Genomic DNA, 21,575 nt, shown 5'->3' with positions numbered 1-21,575 from the left:
CTGGATCAAGGTCGCCGTACTGCCGAAGTGTCGCGGCCGCGTTCCCTCCCCCGGATAGGTCACGCGGGGTGTTTGAAAGCTACCACGTTTTTAAAATTATGATCGTAGTTACAAATGGAATTAGATCCGCGGACGGTCCGATATACGAACGGATAAAAACATGGTCAGACTCGATATTTGTGCAGCAGCCCGACGGAACGGGATTCGACCGGACCAATTCACGGCCGGGTGCGACACGCCGCGATCAGCGTTTTCCCAGAGCACTCCGGGCATTGTCACGGGAGTACGGAGACGACTCCGCGAGCGCCCTTCTCGGCATCGGACATGATGTGGCTGACGAAGGGATAGTGTCCGGCCTCGGGGAAGCTGAGCTCGACGAAGCCGCCCTGCGCGACCGCAAGGTCGAGCACCTGGGAGCCGCCGGTGCCGGTGCTGCCGCCGTCTTTCAGCGAGTAGTCGCCCTCCTTGAACACGGTGTCGAACTGACCCCCGACAACGTGGAACGAGCTGCCGACGTTGGGTCCGGCATCCAGGACCCAGATGCGCACCCGCTCACCGACTCGGGCCACGAGAGGCCTGGCCCCGTACTGGTTGGCGTAACCGTTGAAGACCACCAGATCGGGGTTCTGGGTCACCACCCGGTCGCCGTCGGCCTCACCGCCCTGCGCGCCGAGGTAGAGCTCGGACTGCACCAGCACGTACTCCTCGTCGACCGCGGGCAGGCCGGGCGGGTCGATGATGACCGCGCCGAACATGCCGTTGGCGATGTGCACCGACATGGGCATGGTGGAGCAGTGGTAGAGCCAGATGCCGGAGCGGGTGGCCGTGAAGCGATAGGAGAGGCTCTCCCCCGGGCCGATGCTGCGCATCGGCTTGTCGGGGGCGAGCGCGCCGGCGTGGAAGTCGATCGAGTGGTCCATGGTGCCGTCGTTGACGAAGGTGATGTCGAACACGTCGCCGACCCGGCCGTGCAGGGTCGGCCCCGGAGCGGTGCCGTTGTACGTCCACAGGGTCTGGGTGACGCCGGGCGACACCTCGGTCTCCGTATTCGTGACGCGCATGGTGAGCGTGTGCACGGTCTCCGCGGTCGCGGGCTCCAGCCGGGCGTCCCGCGCGGCGAAGGCGGCGGGCGGTGCCTTCATCAGGTCGAGGTCCTCGGCGGCGGACGGCCCGCCCGGCGGCTCGGTCATCCCGCCGTGGTCGCTCGACTCCGAGGATGTGCCGGCGGCGGTGCGCTCCACGACGACATCGAACACCATCCCGAGGAGCTTGTGCCCGGCGATCGAACACCACCCGGCGATGTCCGCGCCGACGACGCCGACATCGACCGTCGTGCTGGCTCCGGGAACGACCGACCCCGACAGCACGCCGTTCTCCAGGACGAGGTTGTGCACCATGTCGTCCTCGTTGCTCAAGTTGATCACCAGGGTGTCGCCGACCGGCACCGTGACCGAGTCCGGGGTGAACCGGGTGTCCTTCATCACCACGTCGACCGTGGTCGTGTGGCCGGTCGACGGCACGGATGCCGCGGTGCCCGCGAGTCCTGCGGCCGCCGGGTCAAGGGCCACCCCGCCGGTGACGGCGAGGAGAAGGACCCCGGTCGCCGCGAGGACGGCGCCGGTGCGGCGCGGAGGGGTGGCCGCGGGCGCGGCGGGCGGGGGCGGAACGGAGGGGTCGATGTCCGCTCGCAGCCGTCGGTTCACCCGCATGGCGCGGGTCATCAGAACGAGAAATGAGGCGAGGGTGCCGACCACGAGGAGGGAGAGCGTGACCTTGACCGGACTGGTGACCGGGAGCAGGTAGACGACCAGGCCCAGGTTGACCACGATCACCCGGAACAGCCCGCCGCGGTCGAGCTCGCGGGCGGTGGCCTTCGCGACCCGGGGGCCACCGCCGAGCACCACGGGCAGCAGATAGCTGAGGGCACCGAGCAGGATCTGGGCGGCGAAGCCGACCGCGAAGACGGGGATGAGTTGATCGAGCCGGTCGGCCGCGCCGACCCAGTCGGGGGCGAGCGCCACGAGGAGGCCGAAGCCGAGCACGCACAGGGCGAACCAGGCCAGAGCCGAGCCGAGGCTCCAGCCGGCGAAGGTCACCGCCGGGGAAGCGCGCCCGAGGCGCACGACCTCGATCATGACGAGGACGAGACCGACCAGGTAGACGGCGACTCCGAGCGCGGTGACCAGGCGGAGGTCGGCGAGGCAGCCGACGACGAGCAGGGAAAGCCCGCCGAGGAAGAGGGACAGCGTGCCGGGTGCCGACGCCCTGGTCGTCTGCACCCTGGCGTGCAGCACGGTCGGCCAGAGCAGGGCCACCGTGCCGACCACGGTCAGGCCGACCCAGCCGAGCAGGTTCAGTCCGATGTGCGCGATGAACAGGCGCTCGAAGGGTTCGCCGTCGACGTCGGTGCGGGCCATGAGCACCCCGGCGGTCACACCGAGGGCCAGCGCGACGCCGGCGGCGATGTAGTAGCGGACCAGGGGGGCGAACCGGCCGGGGAGAGAACCCTTCGACTGGGCCAGGAGGATCGCCGCATGGGCCACCGCGTTGCCCGCGACCAGGCTGCCGCCGACCAGGACGACCGGCCACCAGCCGCCGACGATGCCGGTGATCACGAGGATCGCCCCCACGGTGTGCGCCGCGAGTCGGAGGCCGAGGGACGTCCGCCCGCCGGCGGCCTGGCGCCGAAGAAGGGTGTCCGCGAAGTGCTGGCTCCAGATCAGGATGGCACTGCTGACCGCGCCGAGAAAGAGCAGGTGCACCATCAGCCAGGGGGCCACGGGCAGAAAACGATGGATCAGCACGGCGATGAGGGTGAGGAAGAGCCAGGCCGGCACGAGGACGCCGGTGAGAATGTGCCAGAGCCTGCGGCTCATCGGGGAACGTCCAATGCTGTTGTCGATGCTGATGTCGATGTTGTTGTCGAGCGAGGGGCGGACGGCTCGGCAGAGGGAGGCCGCGGCATCCCGAGCAGCACCGAGGCGACGGCGACGACCACGAAGGAGAGCACGGCAACGATGTTGACCACGCCGCCCCACTCGACCAGTCCGGCCAGGCCATGGGCGTCACCGAGCAGGATCCGCGCGAGGAGAGAGACGTGCAGGAGCACCGCCGGGCCGTACATCACCGGGCGGTAGGGCAACGGCCGGCGCAGAACGGCGGGCAGGATCGTCGGGGCGTGCGCCATGATCATCGATACCACGAAGCCGAGGAAGATCGAATGCAGCACGGCATCGTAGGCCGGTCCCGAAAAGATCGGACCGAGGATGAGCCAGCTTGCCCCTGCGACGACCAGCCAGCCGTAGCCGGCCAGCAGGCAAGCGGCCATGTACCGGGGCAGTCCTCGGGACCTGATCAGCCGGGTCGCCACGTCGTGCCGGAACAGCCAGGCGACGAGGGCCAACATCCCGATCCCGAGCAGCGGGTAGCCGATCGGCGGCCAGAACAGGGCGACGACGACTCCGGCGACCATCGCCAGGGACACCCCGAGCAGCCGGGCCTCGGCACGATCGTCGACCGACGGCGAGATCCGGGCCAGCTCGAGCCGCTCCCCCGCGATCGTGAGCACGAGATAGAGGCTCATCGCCGGGATCAGGCGCGGGGTGGGCACCCCGCCCACCCAGAGCACCGTCGCCATCAGCCCGAGCAGGGCGCCGAGTGCCTGCACCGCGGTGGAGGTGGACGGCGCCCGCCGCCAGATCACCCGGTAGATCGGCAGCAACAGGGCCGAACCGGCCACGAAGGCCAGCTGGCCGACCGGGAGGGGAAGCGGCGACAGCAGGGCCAGGCCGCCGGCACCGAGCAGCGCGGGTGCCAGGAAGGCCCAGCGCCGCCGGATCGCGACCGCCCGCTCGAGCACCACGACGGTGCCGACGAAACCGAAGACCATCAGGGGCCCATGCACATCGGCCAGGCGGGAGCTCACGACCGGAGCGGAAAGCCCGAGCAGCAGGAGCGCCCCGTCGAGCCCGGCCAGCAGGGAGATGCCCCCGGCCAGCAACAGGATGAGACGACCCACGGTGCGCCTCGGTGCGGCGGTAACGGTGCTGCGCGCGGGGCGGCCGGCGTCCTGCGGTGCGGGGGTGGAGCTTCTCACGGTGGTGTCCGGTTGTTTCCTGAGCTGGCCGGTCGGGACCGGCTGCGCGAGCGAGGGGTGGCTAGGCGACGCGGGTGAAACGCACCTGCCAGGCCTCCGGGCCGCGCTCGACGTAGGACAGCGCAAATGCGCCCGGTCGCGCCTTCTCCAACTGCGCGATCAGCGGCAGCGGGTCATGCGGTGCGATCAGGTCGAGGGCGAAGCCGAGCTGGATCGCTTCGAGGGCGCCGAAGATCGCGGCGTGGCGAACCGCGTGCGGGATGGTGCGCCCGTCGAGCACGATCGTCTCGGCCTCATCGTGGCCGCACTGGCAGTCGTGCTCCGGCGCGGCGCTGTCGGCCGCCTCCGGGTGTCCGGTGCGCTGGGCGCTCAGGGTGATGGGTTCGGCGGCCATGGTGGTCCTCCTCGTTGGCGTGGCGATCTAATGGGTTCGACGCTCTAATTGGCGTGGCGTTTCCACCTCGCTAATTAAGAGGATACACGTTCGTTTAATAAACGGATGCTCCGTGTGCGCTCAGCCCAGACCGACCCAGGCGTGGGAGCCGTCGACCTCGTACTGCTTCTTCCAGATCGGAACCTCAGCCTTGACGGCCTCGACGAGACTCTCGCAGACCTGGAATGCGACACCCCGGTGCGCGCTCGCGACCGCGGCGACGAGGGCGAGGTCGCCGACGTCGAGATGGCCGATCCGATGGCTCACGGCGAGGTTGACCTGCGGGAACTCGGCGCGGAACCGGGCGGCGATTTCGGCGACGATGCGGCCGGCATCCGGGTGGGCGCTGTAGTCGAGGCCGGTGACCTGACCGGCGGCGTCGGGATCGTGGTCGCGCACCTGGCCGATGAAGGTGACAACCGCGCCGCACGCGCCGGTCGACACGGCGCTGACGTGCGCCGCGATGTCCAACGGCTGCTCGGTGACCTCGTTGATCCGGCCCGCGTCGGAAGGCCCTGCCATCGAGGCTTGTTCGGTCGTGCGTCCTGAATCCACAGCACCAGAGTACGCCAGGGCAGGCACGGTGTTCCGGAGAATCGGCGGCGGCGTGCGCCGACTGACTGCGCGGTCGGCGGACGGGCCACGCTGGCGACGGCAATGCGCCCGGTTCGTGGCTAAGAACACTCTCATGCGCGCTTCGCGCGCTTCTCCTCGGATCAAGCCAGGCCTGCGCACAGCACCGATCCGGCCGCGACACTGCAGCCCCCACGACACTGCGGCCCCGCGGGCCGAATCGTGGAGGGCAGGATGAGCGTGAACACAACGACACCGGGCAAGCGGGTGCCGCGTCCCAGCCCACTGCCCCGCCGCGCGGAGACTCGGACACGTCGGGCACGGACTCGTCATCGTCCGCGGTGCAGCCCGACCCTGCTCTAGTTCCCGCCCCTGCCCCGGTCGTCGTCGATGACCACGACGACGATTCGGACGGCAGCAGCGCGACGAGCGAGAGGACCGGCAGGAGCGACAAGAGCAACCGCCCTGTCGACCTTGGCAATTCCGGCGGCAACGACTAACCCACACGCGAACCTAAGAAACCTCTCACGATTTTCTCCTTCACGCCTTATCCTGACAACCGAGAGTAAGAGCGTAACGAGATTCCACCAGCTTCCAGCCGCCGGCTCATCCGGCGCTAACGAAAGGCCCGTTCATGTTGAAGATGACGAAGAAGCACTCCATCGTCCTTGCCTCCCTTGGTCTCGCCGGCCTGATGTCGGTCGGCATCGTCGCGGCCCAGGCGAACCCCGGCCACGGGAGCGTCGATCTCACCCCGGTGGCCACGTCGAGTGAATCGGTCACCGACGACGCGGTCGACGAAACGGACACCCCCGATGTCGCCGATGATGTCGCCGATGTCGCCGATGATGTCGCCGATGACGCCGCCGATGACAGCAGCACCTCAACCCCCGAGGTAGAGGTGAGCGAGGATGAGCAGGCGACGGACGAGGCAGGCGAGGACGCCGAGCACGAGCGCTCCGAGCACGCCGCGACCCCGGCCATTCCCGCCACGCCGGCGAACCACGAAGACGGCGAAGACCACGCGGCGACTCCGGCCACCCCTGCCGTCCCGGCCGCCCACGACGAGAAAGACGTGAAAGACGGCCACGACGCGAGTGACGACGACGACGGCAGCGACGACGGCAGCGACGACTGACCTGTCCCCAGCTCCACGGAAATGGGCTACCGGCTCAGCGCAGCCGGTAGCCCATTCCTCTGACCGTTTCGATCCGCGCGGCGCCGAACTTCGCCCGTAGGTAGACGACGTAGACATCCACGATGTTCGATCCGGGGTCGAAGTCATAGCCCCAGACCCGGCTCAATGCGCACCCGCACTGAGGCCGCCGGAAACCGCCTCGCTAATTAAGAGGGTACACGTTCGTTTAATAAACGGATGCTTCGTGTGCGCTCAGCCCAGACCGACCCAGGCGTGGGAGCCGTCGACCTCGTACTGCTTCTTCCAGATCGGAACCTCGGCCTTGACGGCCTCGACGAGACTCTCGCAGACCTGGAATACGACACCCCGGTGCGCGCTCGCGACCGCGGCGACGAGGGCGAGGTCGCCGACGTCGAGATGGCCGATCCGATGGCTCACGGCGAGGTTGACCTGCGGGAACTCGGCGCGGAACCGGGCGGCGATTTCGGCGACGATGCGGCCGGCATCCGGGTGGGCGCTGTAGTCGAGGCCGGTGACCTGACCGGCGGCGTCGGGATCGTGGTCGCGCACCTGGCCGATGAAGGTGACCACCGCGCCGCACGCGCCGGTCGACACGGCGCTGACGTGCGCCGGGATGTCCAACGGCTGCTCGGTGACCTCGTTGATCCGGGCCGGGTCTGTCGTGCGCACTGATTCCACATCACCAGAGTCCGCCGCGGCCCTGGCACCCGGTGGTCCCGGAGCATTGTCGGTGGTCGTGAACCAGTCTGATGCGCGGTCGAACAAACCGAGGAGCGCCCGTTGTGACCGAACGATCATGGTCTTTCCGACGCGTGGCCACCACCGGACGCGCACCCCTGACCAGCCTGGGAATCCCATTCGGCCTTTCCGGCCTGGCCGGAACCTGGACGATGGCCGTCGCCACCCTGCACACGCCGCCCGAGGTCGGCGAGGCGCTGTGGCTCCTTGCGCTCATCGTCTGGGTGTTAGCCATCGGCAACTACCTCGTGCGCAGCCACAACCGCGGTGGGCGGATTCTCGGGGACATCGACGACTCGATCCAGGGACCATTCGCCTCCCTCGCACCGACGACGGGAATGCTTATCGGCGCCCATTTCGCCGCTGACTACCCGCTCGTCGCCCGGCCGCTCATCCTCGTCTGCATCGCCCTGGTGCTCGTGCTCGGCTCACGTTTCCTGGCCCAGCTGGCGGTGCGCGAGAACAATCTCGACGCCGTGCACGCCGGCTACCTGTTGCCCACCGTTGCCGCCTTCCTGATCGCCGGCCAGTCCGCCGCGATCCTGGGCTGGCCGGAGGCCGGCATGGCGGGGGTCGGGGTCGGCCTGCTCTTCTGGGTGATCCTTGGCACGATCATCCTCGGTCGAACGGCCTTCCGCCACGCGTTGCCCGCCCCGCTCCGCCCCACGTTCGCGATCTGGTCTGCCCCGCCGGCCGTCGCCGGCAACGCCTGGTTCGCGGTGAACGGGGGCCGGCTCGACACCATGCAGCACCTGCTGGTCGGCACCTTCGTGTTGCTCATCGGCGTGCAGCTGGCCATGATCGTCACCTACTGGCGGCTGTCGTTCACGCTCGGCTTCTGGGCCTTCACGTTCACGGCCGCGTCGAGCGGCACCTACGCAATGCACTGGCTGGACCTGGCCGAGGCTCCCGGCGAGCAGGCCTGGGGACTCCTCATACTGGCGGCGGTCACCCTGTTGATCGGTAGCATCGCCGTGCGGTCGGTGTACCTCATGGTGAGCGCGCACGCGGCGTCGCTTCGCGGCGACGGGCGCCCGGCACCGGTCCGCGCCAGTTAGTTATGCCACCGGCAAGTCCAGAACTGATCTCACCGATATTTCTGCCCGTTTCCTGCCAGGAACCGACAGTATGGGCGTAGCGAGAAGTCCAGCGCTTCCAGCCGTCGGCCCATCCGGCGCTTACGAAAGGCCCGTTCATGTCGAAGAGGACAAAGAAGCGCTCCATCGTCTTTGCGTCACTGGGCATTGCCGGGTTGATGTCAATCGGCATCGTCGCCGCTCAGGCCGACCCTGGACGTGGCAGCATCGACCCCACCCCCGCTCCTACGTTCAGCGAGCCCGTCAGCGATAGCCAAGTCGGCGTGAGCGACGAGGACTCGTCAGCGCCCGAGTCAGGCGATGACGCCGACGAAGGGACCGCCAAGTCGAAGGACACCAAGCAGAAGGACACCAAGTCGAAGGACACCAAGTCGAAGGACACCAAGCAGAAGGACACCAAGCAGAAGGACACCAAGCAGAAGGACACCAAGCAGAAGGACACCAAGCAGAAGGACCCCAGGCAGAACGGTTCTACGCACGCCGCGACCCCGGCCATTCCCGCCACCCCGGCGCACAACGAAGACGGCGAGCACCGCGCTGCGACTCCGGCCACCCCGGCCGTCCCGGCCACCCGCACCGTGAAAGACCTGAAAGACGACAGCAAGAAAATGGCCGACCGCGGTTCCTCCGGCCACGGCAGCGACTCGGGCAGCGAGGACTAACGAGTCTCCAGGCCCAGGGTCGTGACCTTCGAGTCCGAGGCGATGCAGCGTGCGTCGTGACGGCACGAGCAGGCCTGGGGCCTCCTGATGGTGCTGGCGGCGGTCACCCTGTTGATCGGAAGCATCGCTGTGCGGTCGGTGAACTTCATGGTGCGGGCACACCGTGCATCGTTGCGCGGCGACGTGGCGCTGCCCCCGGCCCCGGCCCGGTAGTCGCCCGGTAGCCGGCCGGTCAGAACGGCGGGTCGTCTCCGCTCCCGCTGGGCGCGTGCCGTCCGCTCGGTGGTTCGGTGGGGAGCGTGGTGGCGGGTTCGGTGGTGAAGTCGCGCCCGGTGGGTGAGGTCCAGGTGAGGATGCCGCCGGGTTGTTGGGCGACGGTCCAGCGGGTTTGGGTTTTCAGGGCGTGGCTGGCTGTGCAGAGGTGGGCGAGGTTGTCGGCTGCGGTCATGCCCAGCAGCGCCCAGTCATGGGTGTGGTCGAGTTCCGCGTTGCGTGCGGACCGGTTGCAGCCCACGAAACGGCAGGTTTCGTCGCGGAGGCGGAGGAATTGGCGCATGCGTTTGGGGACCTTGTACCGGTCTCGGCCGACGGAGAGGATCACCCCGGTTTCGGGGTGGGTGAGTAGCCGGGTGAAGCTCGGCGCCCGCGAGGCGAGGTCCCGGGCGGTGTCGGCGTCGATCGGCCCGTACCCCTCGAGGTAGCCGGGCTCGTCACTGTGGCCCAGGAGCGTCATGACCGGCACGGTCACCTGCACGCTCGCTTTCACTCCCGCGCCCACCCCGGTGGGGGTGACCCCGTCGATCAGCAGGTCGCTGAGCACATCGGTGCGGATCTGGCTGAGCGTGCGTTTCTCGCCCGGGCCCTGCAGGCTGGTGGCGAGGTCGGTGGCCCGGTGGAAGATCGCCTGCACCAGCTCCGCCCCCGTCGTCACGTACAGCGTCGCCATCCCGTCGTGCTCGGGGACCACCCCGCTGGTGCGGTCCCCGATCGACTTCTCCCGCCTGGTGGTGATCGTCTCCGGGTGCAGCCGCTCCCGCAACAGGCGGGCCTTGTGCTTGAGTTTGGCCACGGTGAGCTTCTCCGCCGCGGGCAATAACGCCTGTTCGAAGGCGGCGAGCCCGTCGACCGGGATCGACCAGGACTGTTGCACCACCGTTTGCGCGTGCCGGTAGCTGATCCGCCCCGCCGCCAACGCCGCCCGGGTGCCGGGCAGGTCATCGGCCAGAGTCCGGCTCTCCGCGAGCAGGTTCTCCGCGGTGCGCTCCGGGATCCGCAGGGTCGCGGCCAGCTCACTGGAGAGCTCCCGCTCGGCGATCTCCTCCCGGGTCCACCGCGCCTGCAGGCTCAGCGGAATCCCCGCGGCATGCGCGGCGCTGAACCGGCGGGCCCGGTCGACAGCCTCGGCCCGGGACGCGAAGCACTGGGCGATCGCCTTCTCGGCTGCCGCGACCGCGTCGAAGAGCCGTCCGAGCTCTTGTTGGGAGGTACTCACCGGGGTGGCCATACCCGAACACTACGACCAGCCACCGACATTCCCAGCCCGCACCATGACGCCAACCGAGGGGTGTGGATAACCTGATCAAACCCGCATTGTGGAGGGTAGACGTGGAGTGATTTCGACAGGCGCAATCACCGGGCGGGCGGCCCGCGCCTACGCGACTGAGCCGAACATCAGTCCAAGCAGGTAGGTGACGCCCGCGGCGCCGAAGCCGATCACGAGCTGCCGGAGGGCACGGCGCAGGGGCGGGCCGCCGGAGAGCAGTCCGACAATCGCGCCCGTGGCGAGGAGGGCCAGGCCGACCAGCACGGCCGCCACGATTATCGCCGCCGGCCCGCTGAGTCCGAAGAGGTAGGGCAGCACGGGCAACACGGCCCCGGAGGCGAAGAAACAGAAGCTCGACGTCGCCGCGCCGAGACCGGTGCCGATCGCCTGGTGCTCATCGTCCGACGGTGCGAGCTCGCCTGGGGATGCCAGATCAACCGGCCCGGTGGCGATGGCCACCGTGCGGAGGACCTCGCGCGCATGCACCTCTGCCCGCTCCACGGTCATGCCCTGGGCCCGGTAGACCAGGGTCAGTTCATTGGCCGCGAGGTCGAGGTGCGAGAGCACCGTGCGGGTCGCCGGGATCGGGGTCGACGCCTCGAGCAGCTCCCGCTGGGAGCGCACGGACACGTACTCGCCCGCCCCCATCGACAGGGCCCCGGCGAGCAGTCCGGCCAGACCGGTGAACAGAATCGTGGTCGCGGGAACGCCGGTCGCCCCAATGCCGAGCACCAGGGCCAGGTTGCTCACCAGCCCGTCATTGACCCCGAAGACGGCGGCGCGGAAGGTTCCGGCCAACCGCAGTCGGCCTCGGGCCGCCAGGCCGCGCACGACCTCCTCGTGGATTCGCTCATCCGCCGCCATCGTGCTCGTGGCATCGGCATCGTTGTCGTACGGCGAGCGGGATTCGGCCCGCTGGGCCAGTGCGAGCACGAAGACCGAGCCGAAACGGCGGGCCAGCAAACCGAGGAACCGGGTGTGCATGGCGCCCCGCCGGGGTGCCCCCGCCTGGTCGCCGAGCAGATCCCGCCAGTGCGCCTCGTGGCGCCCTTCCGCCTCGGCGAGGGCGAGCAGGATCTCCCTCTCCTCGCCCGTCCTGCGCGCGGCCAGGTCGCGGTAGACCGCGGCCTCGGCCTGCTCGTCGGCCAGGTACTGCCGCCAGCGCCGGATGTCGGCGGCGCCGGCCTGACGCACGCCGCCCACGCTCACTCTTCCGGGGCCGCGGCGAGCGAGCTCTGCGCGACCCGGGCGGACTCGTGTGGGCCCGATCCGTCGAGGCCGAAGAACGGTTCGTCGAACTGCACCACCCAGACCGCCTCCCGTCCGGAGATCGGGGCGTACAGGGCCGCCCCCTCCATCTCGCCGGCGGCCACGATTACGCCGCTCGGGTCTTCGTCCATGGCCTCAGGATGGCTGCTGCGGTCGAGGCGCACCACGACCTGCACCCCGATGCCGAAGCCGGTTCGCCCGGGTTCGGCGGGCTGCTGCCTCTTCCGGATTGCCATTACTCGGCCGTTCCGGCTCGCTCCAGCACCAGTTCGCGCACCCGGGCGGCATCCGCCTGGCCGCGCATGGCCTTCATCACGGCGCCGATGACGGCACCGGCCGCCTGGACCTTGCCATCGCGGATCTTCGCGAGCACGTCGGGCTGGGCGGCGAGGGCCTCGTCGATCGCCGCGATCAGCGCACCGTCGTCCGAGACCACCGCGAGGCCGCGGAGCTCCACGACCTCGAGCGGGGTTCCTTCGCCCGCGATGACGCCCTCGAGAACCTGGCGGGCCAGTCGGTCGGTGAGCGTGCCGGCCACGACGAGTTCGATCAGCGCGGCCACCTGCACGGGCTGCACGAGCGAGTCTGCGGTCACACCGGCGACGTTCGCGAGCCTGGCGACCTCGCCGGTCCACCACTTGCGGGCAGCCTGCGCGGCCGAGCCTGCGGCGATGGTGGCCTCGACCGCGTCGAGAAGATCGGAGTTGACGACGTCCTGGAATTCCAGGTCGGCGAAGCCCCAGTCGGCCTGAAGCCGCTTGCGCCGAGCGGCCGGGGGCTCCGGCAGTGTGGCGCGAAGCTCCTCCACCCATTCGCGTGAGGGAGCGACGGGCACGAGGTCGGGCTCGGGGAAGTAACGGTAGTCGTCGGCGTCGGACTTGGGCCGTCCGGCCGAGGTGATGCCGGTGTCCTCGTGCCAGTGCCTGGTCTCCTGGGTGATGGTTCCACCCGCGGCCAGGAGCGCGGCCTGGCGCTGGATCTCGTAACGTACGGCGCGTTCGACCGAACGCAGAGAGTTCACGTTCTTGGTCTCGGTGCGGGTGCCCAGGATGTTCGACCCGCGGGGGCGGAGGGAGACGTTGGCGTCACAGCGCACGTTGCCCTCTTCCATCCTCGCGTTTGACACGCCGAGGGCCTTCACGATCTCGCGGATCGCGGCGACGTAGGTGCGCCCGATCTCGGGTGAGTCCGCCTCGCCGCCCTCGATCATCTGGGTGACGATCTCGACCAGCGGCACCCCGCCGCGGTTGTAGTCGACGAGCGAATAGTCGGCACCCTGGATGCGCCCGGTCGCCCCACCGACGTGGGTGAGCTTGCCGGCGTCGTCCTCCATGTGCGCCCGCTCGATGTCGACCGTGACCAGTCGGCCGCTTTCGAGTTCGATCGTGAGCTGGCCGTTGAAGGCGATCGGTTCGTCATACTGCGAGGTCTGGAAGTTCTTCGCGGTATCCGGGTAGAAGTAGTTCTTGCGGGCGAAGCGGGAGTACTCGGCGATCTCGCAGCCGAGAGCGAGGCCGAGCCGGATGCTCGACTCGATCGCCTTCGCGTTCACCTGCGGGAGGCCGCCGGGCAGGCCCAGGCAGGTCGGGCAGGTGTTCGTGTTGGCACCCTGCCCGAATTCATTGGCACAGCCGCAGAACATCTTGGTCTTGGTGTTCAGTTCGACGTGCACCTCGAAGCCGAGCACCGGCTCGAACAGCTCCAGGGCCTTGTCGTAGTCCATCAGTTCGGCCTTTTTCATCAGACGACTCCCTCTTCGCTGGCGAACATTTCGGTGGGCGCGAGCTCGGGCGCCCGGCTGAGCAGGGTGTGCCCCCAGCTTGCCTCGAGCAGACGCTCGACGGCGGCGCCGAAGGTGTAGAGGCGGGCATCCAGTTTCGCCGGTGCCATGATCTGCAGGCCGACGGGGAGCCCGTCCTCCGGGGCAAGCCCCATCGGCAGGCTCATGCCCGGCACCCCGGCGAGGTTCGCCGGAATGGTCGTCACGTCGTTGAGGTACATCGCCATCGGGTCGGTCATTTTCTCACCGAATTTGAACGCCGTGGTCGGGGCGCTGGGCGACACCAGCACGTCGACCTGGGCGAAGGCCGCGTCGAAGTCGCGCTGGATGAGCGTGCGCACCTTCTGGGCGCTGCCGTAGTAGGCGTCGTAGTATCCGGCACTCAGTGCGTAGGTGCCGAGGATGATCCGGCGCTTGACCTCCGGACCGAACCCGGCGTCGCGGGTTGCCGCCATGACGCGTTCACTGGTGAGCGGTCCATCGGCCGGGTTGACTCGGATACCGAAACGCACCGAGTCGAACCTGGCCAGGTTGCTCGAGGCCTCGGCGGGAAGGATCAGATAGTAGGCGGCGATCGCGTACTCGAAGTTGGGCGCGCTGACCTGCACGATCTCCGCCCCTGCGGCGGAGAGCAGGGCCAGGGTCTCATCGAAGCGCTGCGTGACGCCGGGCTGGAAGCCGTCGCCGGCCAGCTCCTTGATCACACCGACGCGCACGCCCTTCAGGGCACCGTCGGCCAGGCCGGCACGGGCGGCCGCAGCCATCGACGGCCAGGAATCGGTGAGGGAGGTCGAGTCGAGAGGGTCGTGGCCGCCGATCACATCGTGCAGCAGTGCCGCGTCGTAGACCGTGCGGGTGACCGGTCCAACCTGGTCGAGGGAGGATGCGAGGGCGATCGACCCGTAACGGGACACCCCACCGTAGGTCGGCTTGACGCCGACGGAACCGGTGACGGCGGCCGGCTGGCGGATCGATCCGCCGGTGTCGCTGCCGAGGGCGAGGGGCGCCTCGAAGGAGCTCACCGCCGCGGCGGAGCCGCCGCCGGATCCACCGGGGATCCGGTCGAGGTCCCACGGGTTGTGGGTCGGGCCGTACGCGGAGAACTCGGTCGACGAACCCATCGCGAACTCGTCCATGTTGGTCTTGCCGAGCAAGATGAGTCCCGCATCGCGCACGCGCCTGACGACGGTGGCGTCGTAGGGCGGAATCCAGCCCTCGAGGATCTTCGATCCGGCCGTGGACGGCATGTCCTGGGTGGCGAGCACGTCCTTGATGGCGATCGGCACGCCGGCGAGCGGGCCGAGCGTGTCGCCGGCCGCGCGGCGGGCGTCGATCCGGGCCGCGGTGGCGAGGGCGGCATCCCCCGCCACGTGCAGGAAGGCGTGCACATCGGTGTCGATGGCCGCGATGTGGTCGAGGTGGGCGCGGGTCACTTCCACTGAGCTCACCGAGCGGTCGGCCAGCAGGCCGGACAAATCGGCGGCGGACAGCTTGATCAGGTTGGTCATGGTCACTCCTCGTCCAGGATCGCGGGCACTTTGAACTTGTCGCCGTCGTGGTCGGGCGCGCCGGAGAGCGCCTGTTCGACGGTGAGCGAGGGAACGACCGTGTCGGGGCGGAAAACGTTGGTCAGCGGCATCGGGTGGCTGGTCGCCGGCACGTCCGGCGTCGCCACTTCGGCTACCTTTGCGACGGAATCGACGATCTGGCCGAGTTCGGTGGTGAGGCGGTTGATCTCCTCCGGGCTGAGGTCGATCCGGGCGAGGTTGGCCAAATGCGCTACCTGCTCGGCCGTGATTTCAGACATGTTGCTCCGATTATCGTCGAGGTGGATTCCCCAATTCTATTCGGAGCCGTTGGTGACCAGATCCGCGTTGTCCGTTCCGACCAGGGCCATGTTGTGCAGGGACTCGCTGCCCCGGTCGAAATAGGCGTTGTGGCCGAGCGACCCGGTGAGCCAGGTTCCGGTCAGCCGGTCGTGCGCACCGTACACGCCGAGGGGGCGCGCGCCGTAGGAGGCGGCGCCGGGGTCACTGCCGAAGAAGGCGCTGTTGACCGCGGGGTCCCAGTCGGCCTTCCCGACGAAGACGTTGCCGCCTGCCACGCTGAGGCTGTCGACGGACTGGATCTGGCTGCCGGGCGAGCCGACCAGGACGAGCGCGTCGACCTCGAACGACCCGCGCGACAGCGCCGTGAGCGCGACGGTCGAGCCGTAGGAATGCGCGAACAGGGAGACGAACGGCTGGTGGCCGACTCGATCGGAGCGGAGGCCCTGGGAGTATTTCTCAAGGAAGTCGGCACCGACAACGGCGTGGTCGAGTCCGCCGACGCTGAACAGGTCCGGGGCTTCGTAGCCGATCCAGGACACGACCGCGATGCTCGCGGCCGCGGAGCGCCCGCCGTTCCCGGCCCGCTCTGCGAGCACTGTGCGCTGTTCGGCGTACAGGGCATCCGCCGTCGCGGTCCAGTTCACGATCTGAGCTTCCACCGCGTAGTTCATGCCCGGCACGAGGTAGCTGACGAACGCCGCGGTGTCCGGGTTCCCGAGCGCAATGGCGGCCCGGCCGCCGGCCACGGTGTCGAGAATGATCAGGGACCGGTGCGGCCCGTCGACACTCGAACGGAGGGCGGCCTCGACCTGGGTCAGAACGGCGAGTTCCCGGGTGAGCGCCTCCCTGGAGGCGTCGTCGATGGTGCCGGAGAGGCGTTCGTCGACGTCGGCGAGGCTCTGGCTCAGGAAACGCGCGTTGGCCCGCCCCCGTTCGCGGAAGGGGATGCCGTCGAGGTTGCCGACCAGCCGGGGTGCCGCGGCGAGGAGGGAGGAACGTTCGGTGCCGCCGAGCCCCGTCCACCAGCCGGTGACCTCGGTCGCCGCGGGTGGGACGGCCAGCAGGGAATCCACCTGGCCGGGGAACTCGCCGACGAAGGTGGAGATGTCGCCGATGGACAACTGTGACAGGCCGGCCAGGAGGCTGACCCCGGACATCCGCCGCACCGAATCGAGGCCGGCGTCCACTCCGCCCACCACGGCCACCGGCTGCGCCGCGACCCCGGGTTCACCGGCCGTGCCGACCCCGACCGCGGAGACCGGGGAAGCCACGCTGGAACCACGACCGGAGGACGGGTTGGACGACAGTCCGAGGGCCGCCAGCGGCACGGTCGCCGACGTTCCCGTCGACGACGAGAGGTCGAGCCACAACGGCGCGGCGACGATGACGACACCGGGCTGGAGGGCAGTCCGAGCCGACGTGACCCGGGGCGGGGCGATCGCGGTCCGGGCGGTGGCCACCGGGAAGGAGATCGAGCGCATCTCGAAGGGCTCACTGACCATGGAGAAGGTCAATGAGGCCGATATCAATGTCGCTGCGGTCAAAAGCAAACTCGGGTACGTCCCCTCACGAACACCGAGCTGTTTGTTTGCTCGACGTGAAACACAAGGCTTGCTCTTCCAGCCTACTGAACCCGAGCCCCGGAAAACCGGTCGCCTTCCCCCCATAAAGGGGTGCGAATTCGGCCAAATTGTTTCTTGCCAAGCCCCCTACTGGCCTGCGCCCGACGGAGGCATCGGATCACCCCGGACGGCGTCCCCGAGTGCCTCGGGGCCGGCGGTGACGAGCAGGTGGAATTCTGCCGCGTCGAGGATTCGAAGGCCGAGCTGCTCCGCCTTGGCCAGTTTCGACCCGGCGCCGGGCCCAGCGGCGACGTAGTCCGTGTTCTTCGACACGCTGGAGGCCGACTTGCCGCCGGCGGCGATGATGGCTTCCTGGGCCTCCTCCCGGCTGTACCCCTCGAGCGAGCCTGTCGCGACAACGGTCAGGCCGGAGAGCACCCCGCCGGCCGCGGCAGCCGCGCCGGGTCCCGGGTGGTCCGGAGTCGCAAACTGCACGCCGGCCCGCGCCCATTGGTCGACGATGTCCCGGTGCCAGTCGACCTCGAACCAGGCGATGACGGCATCCGCGATGATGCCGCCGACACCGTCCACCTCGGCGAGTTCATCCCGCGAGGCGGCGCGGACCCGCTCGAGCGAGCCGAAGTGGCCGGCCAGTGCGCGCGCGGCCACCGGTCCGACGTGGCGAATGTTGAGGGCCACCAGCAACCGCCACAGCGGCTTGGTCTTGGCCAGTTCGATCTCGCGCAGCAGCTTGACCCCGTTGGAGGACGGCTGCGGCCCGGTCAGCCCCTGCTTCTTCTCCGCCGAGCTCGGATTGCGGCGGAACGGGGTGCGCAGACGGATGGAGCCGTCCGCTTCCTCGCGGGGCAGGCCGGTCTCGGCGTCGCGCACGACCACCTCGATCGGCAGGAGGTCGGCCAGGGTGAGGTCGAAGAGTCCGGCCTCGGTGGAGAGCGGCGGCTCGGCCGGCACGGTCGGCTGGGTCAGCGCGGCCGCGGCGACCTCGCCGAGAACCTCGATGTCGAGCGCGCCACGTGAGCCGATATGCTCGACCCGCCCACGCACCTGCGCGGGGCAGCTGCGCGCGTTCGGGCAGCGCAGATCGATGTCGCCCTCCTTGGCCGGGGCGAGGGGGGTGCCGCACTCGGGGCAGTTCGCGGGCATCACGAACGCGCGTTCGGTGCCGTCGCGAAGCTCGAGCACCGGGCCGAGGACCTCGGGGATGACGTCGCCGGCCTTCCGGAGCACGACGGTGTCCCCGATCAGGATGCCCTTGGCCTTGACCACATCCTGGTTGTGCAGCGTCGCCTGGCGCACCTCGGAGCCGGCCACCAGCACCTTCTCCATCACCGCGAACGGGGTCGCCCTGCCGGTGCGGCCAACGCTCACGACGATGTCGAGGAGCTTGGTGTTCACCTGCTCGGGCGGGTACTTGTAGGCGATCGCCCAGCGGGGAGCCCGGCTGGTGGCGCCGAGTTCGGCGTGCAGGGCGAGCTCGTCGACCTTGATCACGATGCCGTCGATCTCGTGCTCGACGCTGGCGCGATGAACGCCGTAGTACTCGATGAAGCCCGCCGCCTTCGCGGCATCCGGCTCGACCCTGAAGTAGGTGCTGGTCGGCAGTCCCCAACCGCCCAGCAGGTCATAGACCTCGGATTGGGCGCCCACGGGCGGGTCGGCCCAGGCCCCGATTCCGTGCACCAGCATCCGGAGCCGGTCGAGCCTGGCGCGCATCAAACGCAGCGGTTCGGGGCCCTTGCCCTCGGCCTTCTGGCGCAGCGAGCCCGCCGCGGCGTTGCGCGGGTTCGAGAAGACGCGTTCGCCGGCCGCGGCCTGTTCGGCGTTGAGTTCTCGGAAGGCCGCGACCGGGAAGAAGACCTCGCCGCGCACCTCCATCAGGGCGGGGTGACCCGTGCCGGAGAGCTGCCGCGGAATCCCGGGCACCCAGTGGATGTTCTCGGTGACGTCCTCACCGACCACTCCATCGCCGCGGGTCGCGGCGGAAACGAGCACGCCGTTCTCGTAGCGGAGGTTGATCGCGAGACCGTCGATCTTGAGTTCGCAGAGAAAATGGACCCGGCGGGCAGAGTCGCGCTCCACCTTGGCCGCCCACTCCGCGAATTCCTCGATCGAGAACACGTTGTCGAGGCTGAGCATGCGCTCCGCGTGCTGCACCGGCGCGAACAGGCTGGTTTCGGCGCGACCACCGACCGTCTGGGTCGGGCTGTCCTGGCTGGCGAGCTCGGGGAACTCTCGTTCGAGGGTGCCCAGGCGGAGCACCAGCGCGTCGTACTCGGCATCCGAGAGCACGACCTCGTCGCGCTCATAGTAGGCGTCCCTCGCCGCAAGGATCCGCTGGGTGAGCTCGGCGGCCTCGGTGGCGGCCTGGTGCAGGGCCGCCGGCGTTTCGGCGGCCACCTCGTCAGGCATGCGCGGCGGTGGCCGGCTCGGTGACGGCGAGCGCGCTCACGGTGCGGTCGATGGTGCACTGTCCGAGAACCCTGGTGCCGAGGTAGACCACCGCGGTCTGGCCGGGCGCGACGCCGGTGAGCGGCTCGACCGGCAGGATCCGGAGTTCCAGGCCACCGTCGTCGGTCGGGACCACCTGGGCCACGGCGGGCTCGGGGTCGGCGTGGGCGCGGATCTGAACGTCGCAGTCGAAGGCCACGTCCGGATGCTCCGGCGCGAGTCCGGCCCAGGTGAACCTGGTCCCGGCGATCTCCTTGATCGCGAGCGCCTCCTTGGGCCCGACGACCACGGTGTTCGAGATGGGGCGCACCTCGAGCACGAAGCGCGGCTTGCCGTCGGCGGCGGGGGTTCCGATCGAGAGGCCCTTGCGCTGCCCGACCGTGAACGCGGCCGCTCCCTCGTGGCTGCCGAGGGTGTTGCCGTCGCGGTCGAGGATGTCACCGGTGGCCGGTGGCACGCGCTCGGCGAGCCAGCCGCGGGTGTCGCCATCGGGGATGAAGCAGATGTCGTAGGAGTCGGGCTTGGTCGCCACGGAGAATCCGCGTTCGGCGGCTTCGGCACGCACCTCGGCCTTGGACGGGGTGGCCCCGAGCGGGAACATCGAGTGGGCGAGCTGCTCTGCGGTGAGCACGCCCAGAACGTAGGACTGGTCCTTGGCCCAGGCGCTGGCCCGGTGCAGCTCACGGTTGCCGTCCGCATCCGTCAGGATGCTCGCGTAGTGCCCCGTGCAGACGGCGTCGAAGCCGAGGTCGATGGCCTTCTCCAGCAGCGCGGCGAACTTGATCCGCTCGTTGCAGCGCATGCAGGGGTTCGGGGTACGGCCGGCCGCGTATTCGGCGATGAAGTCGTCGACGACGTCGAGCTTGAATCGCTCGGAGAAGTCCCAGACGTAGTACGGGATGCCGATGATGTTCGCTGCCCGCTGGGCGTCCATCGAGTCCTCGACGGTGCAGCAGCCTCGACTACCGGTACGGAGCGTTCCCGGCATCCGGCTGAGAGCCAAATGCACGCCGACCACCTCGTGTCCCGCCTCGACCGCGCGGGCTGCGGCGACGGCGGAGTCGACCCCACCGCTCATTGCTGCCAAAACCTTCACCTGACGAGTGTAATCGGGTCAGCGCGAATGGCCAACGCGAGACTGGGCGCCGGAACCCGGCCCGCGGGGTCAGCGCCCGGGGACACGGTCGGCCATGCCGGCGCGGGCGGCCTGGGCGTGCGCGGCGGGCAGCGCCGCCAGCAGGGCGTCGACGTCGGCCATGGTCGAGCTGCGGCCCAGGGTGATCCGGAGGGCCCCGCGGGCTTCCGCCTCGCTGCGCCCCATGGCCCGGAGCACGTGCGAGGGCTCGGGAATGCCCGCCTGGCAGGCCGAGCCGGTCGACACGCAGACGCCGGCGACGTCGAGCAGGAACAGAAGCGAATCGCCCTCGCAGCCCGGGAAGGTGAAGTGGGCGGTTCCGGGCAGGTGCCCGGCCGGGTCGGGGTCGCCGTTCAGGCGCGCCGTCGGCACGGCAGCGAGCACCCCGTCCACGACAGCCTGCCGCAGCCGGGCGACCCTGGCGTTCTCGCCGGGCAGGTCGTCACCGGCCGCCGCGGCCGCGACGGCAAAGGCCACGGCGGCCGCGACATCCTGGGTGCCGCTGCGCACCTGCCGCTGTTGCCCGCCGCCGTGCAGCAGCGGCTCAACGGTCGCCCGGCGGGAGAGCACGAGCGCGCCGATGCCGACCGGGCCGCCGATCTTGTGCGCCGAGACGCTGATCGCGGAAACGCCGGTGCGGCTGAGAGCGCGGAAGTCGATCGGCATGTGCCCGTAGGCCGCAACCGCGTCGACGTGGACCGGGATGCCGTGGGCCGCCGCGAGCGCGGCGATCTCCGCGACGGGCTGGAGCGTGCCGACCTCGTTGTTGGCGGCGAGCAGGGTGACCAGTGCGATCTCGTCCGGGTGGGCGGCGATCGCGGCGGCGACGGCGGCCGGCTCGACTCTCCCGTGCTCGTCCAGCGGCAGCCAGTCGACCACCGCGCCCTCGTGGCGTTCGAGCCACTCGACGGTGTCGACGGTGGCGTGGTGTTCGCCGCCGGGCACGAGGATGCGCCGGCGGGGCGCCCTCGCCCAGAACAGGCCCTTGATGCCGAGGTTGATGGACTCGGTGCCGCCGGCGGTGAAGACGACCTCGATCGGATCGCTTCCCACACCGGCTGCCACGATTTCCCTGGCCTCCTCGAGCATCCGTTTTTTGAGCTGGCCCTGGCTGTGGATCGAGGCCGGGTTGCCGACGACCGTCATCGCTTCGGTAAACGCCCTGATGGCGTCGGGAAGCATCGGGGTGGTTGCGGCGTGGTCCAGGTAGACCGCCATGGGGATCCTCCG

18 protein-coding genes and 1 pseudogene are annotated in these 21,575 nt (G+C 69.5%); 3 read left to right on the top strand and 16 right to left on the bottom strand.

Translation table 11 applies throughout. The features are described from left to right. Window positions 1–275: 275 nt before the first annotated feature. From QMG61_RS00780 to QMG61_RS00765, 4 genes are all read right to left on the bottom strand, one after another. Entirely contained in the window at window positions 276–2,876 is a 2,601-nt protein-coding gene (locus QMG61_RS00780) for a multicopper oxidase domain-containing protein (protein ID WP_283492423.1), read from the bottom strand. Beyond that, window positions 2,873–4,096, bottom strand: a complete 1,224-nt coding sequence (locus QMG61_RS00775; RefSeq protein WP_283492422.1) for a DUF8744 domain-containing protein — start codon at window positions 4,094–4,096, stop codon at window positions 2,873–2,875. The genes QMG61_RS00780 and QMG61_RS00775 overlap by 4 nt, the downstream gene beginning before the upstream one ends. A gap of 61 nt (window positions 4,097–4,157) precedes the next feature. Further along, window positions 4,158–4,490 carry a DUF2249 domain-containing protein gene (locus QMG61_RS00770; RefSeq protein WP_283492421.1) on the bottom strand — a complete coding sequence of 111 codons (333 nt, stop codon included), beginning with the start codon at window positions 4,488–4,490 and terminating at the stop codon, window positions 4,158–4,160. 120 nt (window positions 4,491–4,610) lie between these two features. Beyond that, the gene (locus tag QMG61_RS00765; RefSeq protein ID WP_283492420.1) at window positions 4,611–5,051 is read right to left on the bottom strand and encodes a molybdenum cofactor biosynthesis protein MoaE; all 441 of its coding nucleotides are present in this window, start codon (window positions 5,049–5,051) and stop codon (window positions 4,611–4,613) included. 685 nt (window positions 5,052–5,736) lie between these two features. Between QMG61_RS00765 and QMG61_RS00760 the strand changes: the two genes are divergently transcribed. Beyond that, window positions 5,737–6,240, top strand: coding sequence for a hypothetical protein (locus QMG61_RS00760; protein ID WP_283492419.1), 504 nt, complete (start codon window positions 5,737–5,739; stop codon window positions 6,238–6,240). A gap of 34 nt (window positions 6,241–6,274) precedes the next feature. Here the strand turns inward: QMG61_RS00760 and QMG61_RS00755 are convergent. Both QMG61_RS00755 and QMG61_RS00750 read right to left on the bottom strand, forming a co-directional pair. Beyond that, window positions 6,275–6,406, bottom strand: a pseudogene (locus QMG61_RS00755) (winged helix-turn-helix domain-containing protein); the annotation flags it as partial. Window positions 6,407–6,492: 86 nt separating this feature from the next. Next, the gene (locus QMG61_RS00750; protein WP_283492418.1) at window positions 6,493–6,939 is read right to left on the bottom strand and encodes a molybdenum cofactor biosynthesis protein MoaE; all 447 of its coding nucleotides are present in this window, start codon (window positions 6,937–6,939) and stop codon (window positions 6,493–6,495) included. 104 nt (window positions 6,940–7,043) lie between these two features. On the opposite strand from QMG61_RS00750, the gene QMG61_RS00745 reads away from it, so the two are divergent. Continuing rightward, window positions 7,044–8,057: an SLAC1 family transporter gene (locus QMG61_RS00745; RefSeq protein ID WP_283492417.1), complete on the top strand. Its 1,014-nt coding sequence runs from the start codon at window positions 7,044–7,046 to the stop codon at window positions 8,055–8,057. A gap of 137 nt (window positions 8,058–8,194) precedes the next feature. Next, window positions 8,195–8,758: a hypothetical protein gene (locus QMG61_RS00740; RefSeq protein ID WP_283492416.1), complete on the top strand. Its 564-nt coding sequence runs from the start codon at window positions 8,195–8,197 to the stop codon at window positions 8,756–8,758. A gap of 232 nt (window positions 8,759–8,990) precedes the next feature. Here the strand turns inward: QMG61_RS00740 and QMG61_RS00735 are convergent, their stop codons facing one another. From QMG61_RS00735 to QMG61_RS00690, 10 genes are all read right to left on the bottom strand, one after another. Continuing rightward, window positions 8,991–10,262 carry an HNH endonuclease gene (locus tag QMG61_RS00735; RefSeq protein ID WP_283492415.1) on the bottom strand — a complete coding sequence of 424 codons (1,272 nt, stop codon included), beginning with the start codon at window positions 10,260–10,262 and terminating at the stop codon, window positions 8,991–8,993. Between the two features lie 147 nt (window positions 10,263–10,409). Next, window positions 10,410–11,510: a VIT1/CCC1 transporter family protein gene (locus QMG61_RS00730; RefSeq protein WP_283492414.1), complete on the bottom strand. Its 1,101-nt coding sequence runs from the start codon at window positions 11,508–11,510 to the stop codon at window positions 10,410–10,412. Next, window positions 11,507–11,806: a hypothetical protein gene (locus tag QMG61_RS00725; protein WP_283492413.1), complete on the bottom strand. Its 300-nt coding sequence runs from the start codon at window positions 11,804–11,806 to the stop codon at window positions 11,507–11,509. The genes QMG61_RS00730 and QMG61_RS00725 overlap by 4 nt, the downstream gene beginning before the upstream one ends. Further along, complete coding sequence (gatB, locus tag QMG61_RS00720; protein ID WP_283492412.1) at window positions 11,806–13,311, bottom strand: Asp-tRNA(Asn)/Glu-tRNA(Gln) amidotransferase subunit GatB; 1,506 nt, start codon at window positions 13,309–13,311, stop codon at window positions 11,806–11,808. The genes QMG61_RS00725 and gatB overlap by 1 nt, the downstream gene beginning before the upstream one ends. Next, complete coding sequence (gene gatA / locus QMG61_RS00715; protein ID WP_283492411.1) at window positions 13,311–14,858, bottom strand: Asp-tRNA(Asn)/Glu-tRNA(Gln) amidotransferase subunit GatA; 1,548 nt, start codon at window positions 14,856–14,858, stop codon at window positions 13,311–13,313. The genes gatB and gatA overlap by 1 nt, the downstream gene beginning before the upstream one ends. Window positions 14,859–14,860: 2 nt before the next feature. Next, window positions 14,861–15,157 (bottom strand): Asp-tRNA(Asn)/Glu-tRNA(Gln) amidotransferase subunit GatC, encoded by a 297-nt coding sequence (gene gatC / locus QMG61_RS00710; protein WP_283492410.1) that lies wholly within the window; start codon window positions 15,155–15,157, stop codon window positions 14,861–14,863. A gap of 36 nt (window positions 15,158–15,193) precedes the next feature. Beyond that, window positions 15,194–16,681: an alpha/beta hydrolase gene (locus tag QMG61_RS00705; RefSeq protein WP_283492409.1), complete on the bottom strand. Its 1,488-nt coding sequence runs from the start codon at window positions 16,679–16,681 to the stop codon at window positions 15,194–15,196. Window positions 16,682–16,888: 207 nt separating this feature from the next. Further along, window positions 16,889–19,171, bottom strand: a complete 2,283-nt coding sequence (ligA, locus tag QMG61_RS00700) for an NAD-dependent DNA ligase LigA (RefSeq protein ID WP_283492408.1) — start codon at window positions 19,169–19,171, stop codon at window positions 16,889–16,891. Continuing rightward, window positions 19,164–20,306, bottom strand: a complete 1,143-nt coding sequence (mnmA, locus tag QMG61_RS00695) for a tRNA 2-thiouridine(34) synthase MnmA (protein WP_283492407.1) — start codon at window positions 20,304–20,306, stop codon at window positions 19,164–19,166. The genes ligA and mnmA overlap by 8 nt, the downstream gene beginning before the upstream one ends. 69 nt (window positions 20,307–20,375) lie before the next feature. After that, entirely contained in the window at window positions 20,376–21,563 is a 1,188-nt protein-coding gene (locus tag QMG61_RS00690; protein ID WP_283492406.1) for a cysteine desulfurase family protein, read from the bottom strand. Between the last annotated feature and the right edge of the window lie 12 nt (window positions 21,564–21,575).

This window comes from Cryobacterium sp. PH31-AA6, from assembly GCF_030063195.1.
Lineage (GTDB): Bacteria > Actinomycetota > Actinomycetes > Actinomycetales > Microbacteriaceae > Cryobacterium.
The sequence above is the reverse complement of the archived record's forward strand: the minus strand, read 5'-3'. Positions and strand labels throughout refer to the sequence as shown.